This window comes from Kocuria sp. UBA1838 (assembly GCF_002338785.1).
Taxonomy (GTDB): Bacteria; Actinomycetota; Actinomycetes; order Actinomycetales; family Micrococcaceae; genus Kocuria; species Kocuria marina.
Map to the genome: position 1 here is coordinate 298733 of NZ_DDIY01000017.1, position 13060 is coordinate 311792.

General features: G+C 69.0%; 11 protein-coding genes and 2 pseudogenes. 5 read left to right on the forward strand and 8 right to left on the reverse strand.

Annotation, left to right across the window (positions count from 1 at the left end; all coding sequences use genetic code 11):
• The 3 genes and pseudogenes from B3I25_RS10470 to B3I25_RS10480 all read right to left on the reverse strand — a co-directional run.
• Positions 1-1712, reverse strand: a pseudogene (locus B3I25_RS10470) (FAD-binding oxidoreductase); the annotation flags it as partial.
• A 10-nt stretch (positions 1713-1722) separates the two neighbouring features.
• Complete coding sequence (locus tag B3I25_RS10475; RefSeq protein WP_286738893.1) at positions 1723-2640, reverse strand: metallophosphoesterase; 918 nt, start codon at positions 2638-2640, stop codon at positions 1723-1725.
• Entirely contained in the window at positions 2640-4781 is a 2142-nt protein-coding gene (locus B3I25_RS10480; RefSeq protein ID WP_286738894.1) for a transglycosylase domain-containing protein, read from the reverse strand. The genes B3I25_RS10475 and B3I25_RS10480 overlap by 1 nt, the downstream gene beginning before the upstream one ends.
• Positions 4782-4907: 126 nt before the next feature.
• On the opposite strand from B3I25_RS10480, the gene B3I25_RS10485 reads away from it, so the two are divergent.
• The 3 genes from B3I25_RS10485 to B3I25_RS10495 are packed head-to-tail and all read left to right on the forward strand — an operon-like array spanning position 4908 to position 6519.
• Entirely contained in the window at positions 4908-5102 is a 195-nt protein-coding gene (locus B3I25_RS10485; protein WP_035965209.1) for a DUF4177 domain-containing protein, read from the forward strand.
• 20 nt (positions 5103-5122) lie between these two features.
• Positions 5123-5602, forward strand: a complete 480-nt coding sequence (locus tag B3I25_RS10490) for a RidA family protein (protein ID WP_098053753.1) — start codon at positions 5123-5125, stop codon at positions 5600-5602.
• A 2-nt stretch (positions 5603-5604) separates the two neighbouring features.
• The gene (locus tag B3I25_RS10495; RefSeq protein WP_064846627.1) at positions 5605-6519 is read left to right on the forward strand and encodes a hypothetical protein; all 915 of its coding nucleotides are present in this window, start codon (positions 5605-5607) and stop codon (positions 6517-6519) included.
• Positions 6520-6632: 113 nt separating this feature from the next.
• On the opposite strand, the gene B3I25_RS10500 is transcribed toward B3I25_RS10495, so the two are convergent.
• Complete coding sequence (locus B3I25_RS10500) at positions 6633-7310, reverse strand: Crp/Fnr family transcriptional regulator (protein ID WP_085106205.1); 678 nt, start codon at positions 7308-7310, stop codon at positions 6633-6635.
• 251 nt (positions 7311-7561) lie between these two features.
• On the opposite strand from B3I25_RS10500, the gene B3I25_RS10505 reads away from it, so the two are divergent.
• On the forward strand, positions 7562-8746 hold the full coding sequence (locus B3I25_RS10505) for a MarP family serine protease (RefSeq protein ID WP_064846629.1): 1185 nt from the start codon (positions 7562-7564) through the stop codon (positions 8744-8746).
• A 156-nt stretch (positions 8747-8902) separates the two neighbouring features.
• On the opposite strand, the pseudogene B3I25_RS12450 reads toward B3I25_RS10505, so the two are convergent.
• The 4 genes and pseudogenes from B3I25_RS12450 to acs all read right to left on the reverse strand — a co-directional run.
• Positions 8903-9214 (reverse strand): annotated as a pseudogene (locus tag B3I25_RS12450) (glycine betaine ABC transporter substrate-binding protein); the annotation flags it as partial.
• Positions 9121-9372, reverse strand: coding sequence for a hypothetical protein (locus B3I25_RS10510; protein ID WP_286738896.1), 252 nt, complete (start codon positions 9370-9372; stop codon positions 9121-9123). The pseudogene B3I25_RS12450 and the gene B3I25_RS10510, both read right to left, overlap by 94 nt.
• A gap of 36 nt (positions 9373-9408) precedes the next feature.
• Positions 9409-9864 carry a type II 3-dehydroquinate dehydratase gene (gene aroQ / locus B3I25_RS10515; protein ID WP_064846707.1) on the reverse strand — a complete coding sequence of 152 codons (456 nt, stop codon included), beginning with the start codon at positions 9862-9864 and terminating at the stop codon, positions 9409-9411.
• Positions 9865-10048: 184 nt separating this feature from the next.
• Positions 10049-12001: an acetate--CoA ligase gene (gene acs, locus B3I25_RS10520; protein WP_286738898.1), complete on the reverse strand. Its 1953-nt coding sequence runs from the start codon at positions 11999-12001 to the stop codon at positions 10049-10051.
• Between the two features lie 180 nt (positions 12002-12181).
• Here acs and nth point away from each other — a divergent pair, with 180 nt between their 5' ends.
• Positions 12182-13045, forward strand: coding sequence for an endonuclease III (gene nth / locus B3I25_RS10525; protein ID WP_286739027.1), 864 nt, complete (start codon positions 12182-12184; stop codon positions 13043-13045).
• Positions 13046-13060 lie beyond the last annotated feature (15 nt).

A 13060-nucleotide genomic window follows, 5' to 3' on the forward strand; every position in this document is an offset into this window, starting at 1 on the left:
CACACCGGCTCGCAGTATCCGCATTCCACGCACCGGTCCACCTCCTCCTCCACGGCCGGCGCGGTCTTGAGATCGCGCAGGTACGCGCGCGGGTCCTCGGTGAGGATCACCCCGGGGTTGAAGCGGTTGCCGGGATCGATCAGGGCCTTCAGCTCCACCATCACCGAGTACAGCTCGTCCCCGTACTGCCGCCGCACGAACGGGGCCATGATCCGCCCGGTCCCGTGCTCGGCCTTGAGCGAGCCCCCGCGGCCCAGGATGAGCTCCACCATCTCCTCGGTGAACTGCTCGTAACGGCGTAACGAAACGGGATCATCGAACTGCTCGTTGAGCATGAAGTGGACGTTGCCGTCCTTGGCGTGGCCGAAGATCACCGAGTCCCGGTAGCCGTGGGCGTCGAAGAGTCCGGTGAGCTCCTCGCACGTGCCGCCCAGCTGGTCCACCGGCACCACCACGTCTTCGAGCAGCGCGTTGGTGCCCTGCGGTCGGTTGCCCGCCACGGTGGTGTAGAGCCCCTTGCGCACGGTCCACAGGCTCGCGCGCTCGCGGGGGTCGGTGGTCAGGGCCACCGGCCCGGCCAGCTCGAGCGCATCGAAGGTGGACGCCGCCGCCTCCGCCAGTTCCCGCACACCTGCCGCGGTGTCGTGCTGGTACTCCACGAGCAGTGCGGCCTGCTGGCCCACCGGGATGTCCATGATCGCGGGCGGCGCGAGTCCGGTGCGCTGCGAGACCGCCAGGGACGTGGCGTCCATCAGCTCCAGGGTGGCGCACTGCGAGCCCACCAGGTCCGGAACGGCACTCGTGGCGGCCACCACGGTGGGGAACACCAGCAGGCCGGTGGCCACGTGCGGGTGCACGGGCACGGTGCGCAGGGTCGCGCTCGCCACGAACCCTAGGGTGCCCTCCGAGCCGATCATGAGGTGCTCCAGGATGGCCACGGGGTCCTCGTGGTCCAGGAACGAGTTCAGCCCGTAGCCCATGGTGTTCTTCATGGCGAACAGTCGCTGGATGGTCCGCACGGACTCCGGATTGCCCCGCACGCGGTCCCGCAGCCGGAGCAGGCCCTCGAACAGGTCGGGCTCTCGGGCCCGCAGCTGCTCACCAGCATCCGGGGCGGCGGTGTCCAGCACCGTGCCGGAGGGCAACACGAGCACCATGGACTCCAGGGTGCGGTACGTGTTGAACTCGGTGCCGCACGCCATCCCGGAGGAATTGTCGGCCACCACTCCGCCCAGCGTGCACGCGGACTCGCTGGCCGGATCCGGGCCCAGCGCCCGCCCGTGCGGAGCCAGCCGCGCATTGACCTGGCGCACGGTGACCCCGGGTTGCACGCGCACGCGGGCACCCCGATCCAGGACCTCCACGCTCTTGAAGTGGCGGCGGACGTCCACGAGGATCTGGTCCGTGACGGACTGCCCCGACAGGGACGTGCCGCCCGAGCGCAGGGTCAGGCCAGCGTCCGTGTCCGCGGCCGCGGCGAAGATCCGCCCCACCTCGTGCGTGTCCCGCGGGCGCAGCACCGCGCGGGGCTGCATCAGGTAGTGGGAGGCGTCGTGAGCCACCGCGCGCCGCTCCAGCTCCCCGGTGACGACGACGCCGCTGCCGCACTCCCGCTCGATCCTCGCCACCGCGCGGTCCAGCGGAGAGTCGCGGGGAGCCGGGGCGGCGTCGTCGGGTCGGCGCGTGGGGAGGGGGAGTCGAATCGGTGCCATGGGAAGAACCTTAGTCCGTGAGCGTGACCAGAACGGCCTGTGGGGGGCAGAAAAGCCGCACCGGGGCGAAGCGGGACTCGCCCAGGCCCTGGGAGATGTTCACCGGGACGCCCCTGTGGGAGATCAATCCCTTGCAGATCGCGGGATCCAGGTCGCAATTGCTCACCAGCGCGCGGCCCCCGGGGAGGCAGACCTGACCGCCGTGGGTGTGACCCGCGAAGACGATGTCCGCACCGTGGGCGGCGAAACGGTCCAGCGTGCGCACGTACGGCGCGTGCGCCACGCCGATGCGCACGTGGGCCGGCCCGTCCTGCTCACGCGGGAAGCCCGGGTGCCGGTCGAAGCGCAGGTGGGGGTCGTCCACGCCGGAGAAGTCGATGACGGTGTCGGCAATGTTGAGCCGCTCGGCGCGGTTGATGAGCCCGTTCCAGCCGCGTTCGTCGAACGCGCGGTGCATGTCCTCGGTGGGCAACCGCGGGGCCTCGTCCGATTTCTCGCCGCTCGTGGTGCGCCACAGGTAGCGCGCGGGATTCTTGAGCTGCGGCGCGAAGTAGCAGTTGGACCCCGGGACGTACACCCCGGGGAACGCGAACAATGGCTTCAGGATCTCGAGCAGGTACGGCAGGGCGCGCAGGTGCGAGAGGTTGTCACCCGTGTCGATCACGAGGTCCGGGCGCAGTGCGGCGAGCGAGTGCACGAAGTGCTTCTTGGCCTCCTGCCCGGGCACGGTGTGCAGGTCGGAGATGTGCAGGATCCGCACGGGCCGGGAGCCCTCCGGGAGCACACGCACCGTCTCCTGGCGCAGTTGGAATCGACGCCGCTCCCCGAGTGAGGCCCACGCGAGCGTCCCGGCGCCAGCGGCGAACAAGCCCGCTCCGGCCGCGGCGAGGGAGCGGGCGACCGGGGCGGATGCGGTGGAGTCCGCCACTACTTGCGCGCCGACATCACGCTGGACGTCGGCGAGGAGAACCGGGAGGTGTCGTAGTCGGGGGCCACGGTGCGCATGTAGTTCTGCCACTGGCCACCCGCGTACGTGGCACCGTCCACCCACTCGGTACCCGAACCGCCGGTCCGCCCGCCGATGCTCAGGCCGTTGAGGGAGCGGGAACCGAACTCGTAGTTACCCACCCACGAGGCGGTCGCGAGGCCCTTGGTGTAGCCGAGCATCCAGGTCTGGGTCGAGTTGTCGGTGGTGCCGGTCTTGGCGGCGGAGGCATCCGGCAGCCCGATTGAGCGCTGGTACCCGGAACCGCGCACGAGCACCTGCTTGAGCACCTCGTTCACGCCCTGGGCCACCTCCTTCTTGATCACCTGCTGGCAGCTGTCACCGGGGACGTCGTAGTTCTTCCCGGTGAAGTCCACGACCTTGGTGACAGCGCGGGGCTCGCACATCACGCCGTCGTTCGCAAAGCCGGAGAAGGCACGCGCCATTGTCATGGGGGAGATGTCCACCGAACCACCCAACAGGGAGGACAGGACGGTGGTGTCCACGGGATCACCGGTCTTACCGTCGTGGATGCCCATGGCCTTGGTTAACTCACCGATCTCGCACAGGTCCAGGTCCGCGGCCATGGCGTACAGCGCCGAGTTGATGGAGTTGTAGATGCCGTAGTCCACGTCCATGACCCGGGCGTATCCCTCGGTCGCGTTCTGGAAGCTGAACCCGTTGCCGTCCTCACCCGGTTCGATCTTGTACCCGTTGGGCAGACACGAGGCCTTCCAACGGAAGTCCGCGGGGTAGTGCAGACGACGCGCGTCCACGCTCGCCTTGATGCCCTTGCCCGCGTTGATCCACTGGGCCAGGGTGAACGGCTTGAACGTGGAGCCCACCTGGAACCCACCGGCACCGCCCATGGAGCTGTCCACGTTGAAGTTGTACGTCGTGTTGGAGGTGCCCTCCGCGGCGGAGTAGTTGGTGTTCTGCGCCATGGACACGATGTGACCGTTGCGCGGCTCCAGGGAGACCAACGCCGTGGAGACGTTGTCCGGGTTGTCGTCCTTGGGCTGGGTCGCGTTCACCTGGGTGTCCGCGGCCCGCTGGGCCTTGGGATCCAGGGTGGTGGTGATCGTCAGACCACCGCGCTGCAGCGTGGCCAGGCGCTCCTCCGGCGTGGCACCGAACGAGTTGGACTGCATGACCTGGTTCTCCACGTAGTCACAGAAGTAGGGAGCGGTCCGCGCGGCCGAGCACCCGGAACTCGTGGGGTGGATGTCCAGGTTCAGGGGCTCGCGGGCCGCCTGGTCCGCTTGCTGCTGCGTGATCGCGCCGGTCTGCACCATGGTGTCCAGCACCACGTTGCGCCGCTGCACCGAGGCCTCCGGGTTGACCTGCGGATCGTAGTAGTTGGGGGACTGCACCATGCCCGCGAGCGTGGCGGCCTGCGCGATGCTCAGCTGGGAGGCCGGGATGCCCCAGTAGTACTCGGAGGCCGCCTGCACACCGTAGTTCTGCCCGCCGAAGAGCACGATGTTGAGGTAGCCCTCCAGGATCTCGTCCTTGGACTTCTCCTGCTCCATGGACAGCGCGAGCTTGATTTCCTTGATCTTGTCCACGATGCCCTTGTCCGCACCGATGGTGCTGGCCTGCTCGCCGGCCCGGACCTGCTGATCGATGATCAGGTTGTTCACGTACTGCTGCGTGACGGTGGAGGCACCCTGGCGGTTGCTGGGGCGCAACACGTTATTGCCCATGGCACGCACGATGCCCCAGGGGTCCACACCGCCGTGGTCGTAGAAGTCGCGGTCCTCGATGGACAGCAGCGCCTTCTTCATGTTGGGGGAGATCTGGTTCAGGGAGACCGGTTCCCGGTTCTGCGCGAAGAACGTGGCGATCTCGGAACCGTCCTTGGCCACCACGGTGGAGGAACGGGAGAGGGGGCCCATTTCCATGTCCGCGGGAAGGGACTTGAACCAGCCGATGGACGCGTTGGCGGCCAGTCCGGCGGCCGCGGCGGGGGGAACGAGGAGTCCGGCCGCCACCACCCCGGCAACCACCGACACGGCGATGAACGCCACGATGTTGCCCAGTACCGAGGTGGGCTCGGAGCCCGAGTTGTTGCGTGATGCCATTGGGCCAGTCTATAGGCCGGGTCCTGTGCGAATCGTGTACCGGTGAGGGGGGGCACACGGCCCGCGAACCTCGTGCGGGAACGCTCCCGGCGCGCTGCGGGGGGCGGGACCAGTAGTGTGGTGGCCATGACCACATGGGAATACGCCACCGTTCCGTTGATGATCCACGCCACCAAGCAGATCCTGGACAACTGGGGTGAGGACGGCTGGGAGCTCGTGACCGTCCTGCCCGGCACGCAGGCCGCGGACACCCCCGCGGGCAACGTGAACGCCCCCGTCCAGACCAACCCGATCGCCTACTTCAAGCGGCCCAAGAACTGACCCGCGGGGAAGAGGACATCATGGACAAGAGCTACGAAGACCGGCTCGCGCAGCTGGGTCTGGAACTGCCGAGCGTGGCCCGGCCGCTCGCGGCCTACGCCCCGGCCGTGGTGAGCGGGAAGCACGTCTACACCGCAGGCCAGCTGCCGCTGGTGTCCGGGTCACTACTCGAGACCGGCGTGGTGAGCGATTCCGGCGCCGAGGGGACCGTGTCCCCGGAACGGGCCGCCGAGCTCGCCGAACGCTGCGCGCTCAACGCCCTGGCCGCGGTGAAGTCCCAGATCGAGGACCTGGACCGGATCCAACGCATCGTCAAGGTCACGGGTTTCGTGGCCTCCGCGACCGACTTCTACGGTCAGCCCGCCGTGGTGGACGGCGCGTCCACCCTGCTGGGCCGGGTGTTCGGGGACGCCGGCGTGCATGCCCGCTCCGCCGTGGGTGTCAGCGTGTTGCCGCTGAACTCCCCGGTGGAGGTCGAACTGATCGTCGAGTTCCACTGACGATGAGCGGGGGCCGCGGGAACGAACGCATCTTCGCGGTGCCCCGCGCCTATTCCACGGCCGCCCGGGCCTGGATGGAACGAGGGTTGGGGTTGCACGGTTCCGCCCCCCGCCACGGCGCCGCCACCGTGTTCGTGCGGGACGGCGAGCACGGCGTGGAGACCCTCATGCTCCACCGCCCGGGCCGCCAGTCCATGGGCACGCTCTCGTTCCCCGGCGGGGTGTGCGAGACCAGCGACGACGAACCCCTGGACTGGCACGGCCCCACCCCCGCGCAGTGGGCCCACAAGGTGCTCTCGGAGGACATCGGCCGCACGCGCCGCAGCGTGGTGGCCGCCGCGCGCAAGGTGTTCGTGGAGACCGGGATCCTGCTCGCGGGAACCCCGGGTCACGGTGTCGCCGAGAGCGTGGACGGCGCGGACTGGATGACCTCGCGGGAACGGCTGGCAGCAGAGGAGTTCTCCTTCGCGGACCTGCTGGCCAAGCGCAGTCTCACGTTCCACAGCGAATGCCTCCGGCCGCTGTCCCACTGGATCACCTCGGACTTCATCCACCAGCGCGTGGACCTGCAGTTTTATTCGGCGGCCGTTCCCGTGGGCCAGCGACCCGTGCCGCTGGCCACGCAGCGCGGTATGGCGTGGCTCGATTGGGTGGACGCGCGCGCCCTGTTCGAGGACCCGTGGTCCACACCGGTGCCGGAGCTGTTCCGGCGCCAGTCGGAGGAAGCCAGCCTCACCGACGACCCCTGGCACTTCGACCTCAACGAGCTCACGACCCCCGGGGTGCAGTGCGCCCTCGAGGCGGTTGCGCACGCCGGCTCGGCGGTGGCGTTCCTCGCGGCCCGGCGGGACCTGCGGGTCAAGAGTCCCCGACTGGATCTGCGCGACGGCGAACCCGTCCTCGTCCTGGACGAGTGACCTCCCGGGTGGGTCGCGTCCCGCGCGCCCTCACGCACCCCTCACGCATCCCGTGTGAAAGGCGACGGCGCCCGTGGCGGGTGCCACGAGCGCCGTCGGCGGAAGAACCGGCGTCAGCGGGAGCGCTGCTTGAGGCGCTGCAGGTCCAGGATGACCACGGCGCGCGCCTCGAGGCGGATCCAACCGCGCTGGACGAACTCGGCCAGGGCCTTGTTCACGGTCTCGCGAGAGGCACCCACGAGCTGGGCGAGTTCCTCCTGGGTGAGCTCGTGCGCCACCAGGATGCCGTCCGTGGCGGGGCGGCCGAACCGGTCCGCGAGGTCCAGCAGGGCCTTGGCCACGCGGCCGGGGACGTCCGAGAACACTAGGTCCGCGAGGTTCTCGTTGGTGCGGCGCAGGCGCCGGGCGAGCGCCTGCAGCAGCTGCGCGGAGACCTCGGGGGAGCGCTGGATGACCTTGCGCAGGTTCTCGTGCTTGAGCCCGTCCAGGCGGGTCTCGGACACGGCGGTCGCGGAGGTGGAGCGGGGGCTGGGGTCGAACAGGGCCATCTCGCCGAAGATCTCACCGGGACCCATGACGGCCACGAGGTTCTCGCGACCGTCGCTCGCGGTGCGCCCAAGCTTCATCTTGCCGGAGACGATGAAGTAGAGCTGGTCCCCCGGATCACCCTCGTAGAACAGGGTGGCACCGCGGGAGAGGTTCACCTCGGTGATCTCCTCGGTCAGAGCGGCGAACGCCTCATCGTCCAAGGAAGCGAACAGCGGAGCGCGGCGTAGGACGTCTGTATCCAAGGTAAAACTCCTCACGGATTGCGGATGAGCCCGGACAGGGGCACATGATCTGAGTACGTTCCATCGTAACGAATTTCACACCGCCCGGGCCCACCCCGCTGGTTATGCCCGGTGTGAACGCGCTGCGAGTTCCGGGTGTTCCCGCTCGTGTTCATCCACCGTTCACGATCCACGATTTACCCAGCCCCCCACCGTATGCTCGGCTGAGCACGCACCCGATCCCCGCGTGTTCCCCCTCCGTGAGGACTTCGATGACCCTGTCCCTGAACATCCTGGACGTGCTGCTGATCGTGGCGCTGGTGGCGTATCTCGTCGCAGGGCTGAGCCGAGGGTTCTTCCGCTCGTTCGCGTCCCTCGTGGGGCTAGTGCTCGGCGCCGTGGTGGCGTTCTGGGCCGGCCCCGTGGTGTCCGCTTACGTCTCGGACGAATGGCGGATCCCGGCCGTGCTGCTCACCGTCCTCGTGGCCCTGGCCCTGGGTCAGTGGCTGGGGTCGATCGCGGGTAATGCCCTCGCGCGGATCACCGAGAGGACGGGACTGGGGATCCTGGACCGCGTGGGCGGCGGGGTGCTCAACGTGGTCGTGGCCGCCCTGGTCATGGGGCTCGTGGGTTCGCTCGTGGGTCAGCTGGGCCTTCCCGCACTGTCCCAACAGGTCGCGTCCTCGCAGGTGCTGCGCGGTATCGAGCGGGTCACCCCGGAGCCCGTGCGCCAGGCCATGACACAGACCCGCAACGCGATCAGCGGCGCCCAGGGCATCCGGCAGCTGGACGAACTGCTCTTCCCGTCCCAGGCCGCCCCGGACCCCACGGACACCCCGGACACCCAGAGCGTCGCGGACGCGGGCCAGTCCGTGGTCCAGGTCTACGGCACGGCCGCCCAGTGCGCCCAGAACCAGACGGGTTCGGGATTCGTGGCGCAGCCCGGCACGGTGGTGACCAACGCCCACGTGGTCGCGGGCGTGGACCAGCCCGTGGTCCAGACGCGCGACGGTCGCGTCTACCGCGCGCAGGCCGTGCAGTACGACGCCGCGTCCGACCTCGCGGTGCTGCGCGTCCCCGATCTGCCCGAGGCACCCCTGGCCCTGCAGGGTTCGGTGACGAGCGGACAGACCGTGTCCTTCGCGGGCTACCCGCTGGGCGGTCCCTATACGCTGCGCCCGGCCACGATCCAGGGTCAGGCGGTGGCCCCCGTGCAGAACGTGACCACGGGGCAGACCCAGACCCGCAGCATCATCCAGATCGCGGGCAACGTGGAGCAGGGCAACTCGGGCGGTCCGCTGCTCAACGCGGACGGTGAGGTCGTGGGCGTGGTCTTCGCCAAGGCCGTCACGGACCAGGTGGGGTATGCGATCCCCGTGGCTCGTGTCACCGAGATCCTCGCCGCGGCGGGGGACTCCACGGAGTCCGTCCCCACGGGTCAGTGCGTGGTGTCCTGAGCGGACATCCTGTCGGTAGCAGCTGAACACCGACAAGCAGCGGCTGAGCACCGATGACCGGCGGTCGAGCACGGACGAGCGGTGGCCGGGTACCGAGTGCGCCAGCAGGGAGGCGCGGTCCGGGGCCAAGGACGCATTCAGGGGATCACGCAGCGGGCGCAGCTTGTACACGTCGTTGAGGTACTGCGGTTGCCACAGGGCAGTGACGAACCAGTCCTCGTCCGCCATGCGCCGGTCGACCGTGTCGATGATGGCCCGCGGGTCACCGATCTCCTGGCGCCACCCCAGCGCAGCCAGTCCGTAGGCCTCGATGAGTTTCTCGGGGCGCATGGTCAGACCGGTCCCGGGCATGGTCCCCTGCGCGGTGAGCGTGGTCATCCGCTCGGCCACCTCGGGCCTGCCCAGTTCCTCGAGGGACGAGACCAGGTCCTCCGGGACATGGGCCGGAATGCCCAGGAGAACATGCACCCCTCGTAGAGCACCGCGGCTTCCACGCACGTGTCCTTGACCTGCTCCCAGTACACCTCGTGGCCGCCGGGCAACCACGCATCGGCGAACAGCTCTACGTCCCCGGCGGCGGCCACATGGTGGAAGGACTCGTCGATGCGCCTGTGGACCAGGAGCACACCGGACCGTGGATCTGCTGCGGTGATGGGTGCGTCCTAACTCTCGATGTTCTTACCCAGTTCGTTGGCGATCACCTGCACGCCCAGTTCGTACCCCAGGACACCGGCACCGGCGATCACGGCCGTGGCTTGCGGTGACACGAAGGACGTGTGCCGGAAGGCCTCCCGGCGGTGCACGTTGGAGATGTGTACCTCCACGATCGGCATCTCGCACATCTCCAGGGCGTCGTGCAGGGCCACGGAGTAGTGGGTCAGCGCCGCGGGATTGATCACGATCCCGCACGCCTCGGTGCGCGCCCGCTGGATCCAGTCCACGAGCTGCCCCTCATAGTTGGACTGCTCGAACACCACGTCCAGCCCGTACGACTGCGCGCGGACGCGCACATTGCGTTCGACGTCCGCAAGGGTCGTGTGCCCGTAGATCTCGGGCTTGCGGGTGCCCAGGGTGTTGAGATTGGGCCCATTCAGGACGTGGATCGGCAGCTCACTCATGGCTCCATTCAACAACACGGTCACGTGGAGCGACACGGCACCTCCGAACAAGGCGGCACCGACCAACAGCGCGGCACCGACGAACAGTGCGGCGTCGTCGAACACCCTGACAACACCGGACGACGCCGCCACGATGACCTCTTCACGCGAGGCACCGCAGCGGCGTCGTCCGCCGGGGCTGGGGTTACTTCTGGCCGAGCGAGTCCACGATCTGCTGCATGACCGTCTGGTCCGCGAGCGTGGAGACGTCACCCACGGGACGGTCCTCGGCGACGTCCTTGAGCAGACGGCGCATGATCTTGCCCGAGCGGGTCTTGGGCAGCTCGGGGACGATCAAGACCTTCTTGGGCTTGGCGATCGGGGAGATCTCCCGGCCCACGTGCGCGCGGATCTCCTCGGCGAGCTCGGCGGCGTCCCGGTTCTCGGCGGTGGCCTGGTCCGAGAGGATCACGAAGGCGAAAACCGCCTGGCCCGTGGTCTCGTCCTGGGCGCCCACCACGGCAGCCTCGGCCACGGACGGATGGGAGACCAGCGCGGACTCGATCTCGGGGGTGGACAGGCGGTGGCCGGAGACGTTCATGACGTCGTCCACGCGACCCAGGATCCAGACGTCCCCGTCCGCGTCCCGCTTGGCACCGTCGCCGGCGAAGTACTTGTCACCGAACTGGCCCCAGTAGGTGTTGACGAAACGGTCGTCGTCCCCCCAGATGGTGCGCAGCATGGACGGCCACGGCTTGCGGACCACCAGGAAACCGTCGGTCTCGTTGGGCAGGGAGTTGCCGGCGTCGTCCACGACGTCCACCGCGATCCCCGGCAGCGGGACCTGCGCGGAACCGGGCTTGGCGTGGGTGACCCCGGGCAGCGGGGAGATCATGATCGCGCCGGTCTCGGTCTGCCACCACGTGTCCACGATGGGGCAGCGCTCGCCGCCGATCACACGGTGGAACCAGGTCCAGGCCTCGGGATTGATGGCCTCGCCCACGGTGCCCAGCAAGCGCAGCGAGCTGAGGTCCCACTCGCCGGGGATCTCCTCGCCCCACTTCATCATGGTGCGGATGGCGGTGGGGGACGTGTAGAGGATGCTCACGCCGTACTTCTGCACGATCTCCCAGAACCGGCCGCGGTGCGGGGAGTCCGGGGTGCCCTCGTAGATCACCTGGGTGGCGCCGTTCACGAGCGGCCCGTAAGTGATGTAGGTGTGGCCCGTGACCCACCCGACGTCCGCGGTGCACCAGTAGACGTCCGTCTCCGGCTTGAGGTCGAACACGTTCTTGTGGGTGAACGCCGCCTGGGTGAGGTAGCCGCCGGTGGTGTGCAGGATGCCCTTGGGCTTGCCGGTGGTGCCGGAGGTGTAGAGGATGAACAGCGGATCCTCGGCGTTCTGCTCCGAGGGCGTGTGCTCGGTGGAGGCGTTCTCGGTGACCTCGTGCCACCACACGTCACGGCCGTCCTGGAACGCGACGTCCTCGCCGTTGCGCTTGACCACCACCACGTGTTGGACGGAGCTCCCGCCCTTCTCCAGGGCGGCGTCCACGGCGGGCTTGAGCGTCGTGGGCTTGCCGCGGCGGTAGGAGCCGTCCGCGGTGACCACGAGCTTGGCCTCGCCGTCCTCGATGCGCGAGCGCAGGGCGTCCGCGGAGAAGCCGCCGAAGACCACCGAGTGGATCGCTCCGATGCGCGCGCACGCGAGCATGGTGACCACGGCCTCCGCGATCATGGGCAGGTACACGGCCACGCGGTCGCCCTTGCCCACGCCGAGCGCCTCGAACGCGTTCGCGGCCTTGGAGACCTCGTCCTTGAGCTGCGCGTACGTGTAGGACGCACTGTCCCCGGGCTCGCCCTCGAAGTACAGGGCCACGCGGTCCCCGTTGCCGGCCTCCACGTGGCGGTCCACGGCGTTGTACGCGGCGTTCAGGGTGCCGTCCTGGAACCACTTGGCGAACGGCGGGTTGGACCAGTCCAATACCTCGGTGAACGGGGTGGACCACGTCAGCAGCTCGCGGGCCTGGCCCGCCCAGAACTCCTCACCCTGCTCCTCGGCCCGCGTGTACAGCTCCGCGGTGGCGTTGGCCTGGGTGGCGAACTCCTCGCTGGGTGCGTAGGTCTTCGACTGGGATGCTGCGGATTCCGGGGACATGGTGCTCCTTACCTGGGCCGTGTCGTGCCGCTCGCGGGCACGTGGTTCAGTTCACATTCTTGTTCTCCAGCGTAGTCGAGGTTCCCGCCCGTGCTCGATCCATGGCTGCCGGTGTCGCGCGCACCGTCACGGCGGCCGCGCGGTTTGACCACCGCCACGGCGGCCACCATGATCGAGGACATGGACTCCCCGGCCGCCGCTGCCCACGTGCGCTTCGTGCCCCCGCGCCAGGCCGAGCAGGCGGCCGCGCGGCGTCGTCGTACCGGGGGCGAAACGCGGTTGGCGACGACGCGGCGCGCGCGGCGGATCCAGCGCGAGCTCGCGCACAGCTATCCGTACGCCGTGGCGGAATTGGATTTCGACGACGCGTGGCAGCTGCTCGTGGCCACGGTGCTCTCCGCGCAGACCACCGACGTGCGCGTCAACTCGGTAACGCCGGGGCTGTTCGCCGCATACCCCGGGCCTTGGGAGCTGGCCGAGGCGCCGGCCGAGGACGTCGAGGAACGGGTGCGCTCGCTCGGGTTCTACCGGTCCAAGGCGCGTTCCATCCAGGGGCTGGCCACGCGGATCGTGGACGAGTACGACGGCCGCGTCCCGGGTACGCTCACCGAGCTCGTGACCCTGCCCGGCGTGGGGCGTAAGACCGCGAACGTGGTGCTCGGTAATGCGTTCGGGGTCCCCGGGATCACGGTGGACACGCATTTCGGCAGGCTCGCGCGCCGCTTCGGCTGGACCGACCAGGAGGACCCCGTCAAGGTCGAGACGGACGTGGCCGCCCTGTTCCCGCCCGCGGTGTGGACCGAGCTGTCCCACGAACTGATCTACCACGGGCGACGGATGTGCCACGCGCGCAAACCAGCGTGTGGAGTGTGTCCGGTCGCGGATCTGTGCCCCTCCTACGGCACGGGCCCCACCGATCCACTGGCCGCCCGGAAACTGTTGGCCTACGAACTCGCCCCGGGCCGCGAGGAGCTGCTCGCGGGCTTCCTGGCCGGGCGCACGCGCCGCGAACTGCGCGCCGACGGACACACCCTCGGCGCGTGAAAGGACTTCGCATGA

What these genes read in the sequence shown, in the direction of transcription:
- B3I25_RS10480 (WP_286738894.1), bottom strand. Translation starts at nt 4,781, where the DNA reads ATGGCATCACGCAACAACTCGGGCTCCGAGCCCACCTCGGTACTGGGC.
- B3I25_RS10485 (WP_035965209.1), top strand. Translation starts at nt 4,908, where the DNA reads ATGACCACATGGGAATACGCCACCGTTCCGTTGATGATCCACGCCACC.
- B3I25_RS10490 (WP_098053753.1), top strand. Translation starts at nt 5,123, where the DNA reads ATGGACAAGAGCTACGAAGACCGGCTCGCGCAGCTGGGTCTGGAACTG.
- B3I25_RS10495 (WP_064846627.1), top strand. Translation starts at nt 5,605, where the DNA reads ATGAGCGGGGGCCGCGGGAACGAACGCATCTTCGCGGTGCCCCGCGCC.
- B3I25_RS10505 (WP_064846629.1), top strand. Translation starts at nt 7,562, where the DNA reads ATGACCCTGTCCCTGAACATCCTGGACGTGCTGCTGATCGTGGCGCTG.
- aroQ (WP_064846707.1), bottom strand. Translation starts at nt 9,864, where the DNA reads ATGAGTGAGCTGCCGATCCACGTCCTGAATGGGCCCAATCTCAACACC.
- acs (WP_286738898.1), bottom strand. Translation starts at nt 12,001, where the DNA reads ATGTCCCCGGAATCCGCAGCATCCCAGTCGAAGACCTACGCACCCAGC.
- nth (WP_286739027.1), top strand. Translation starts at nt 12,182, where the DNA reads ATGGACTCCCCGGCCGCCGCTGCCCACGTGCGCTTCGTGCCCCCGCGC.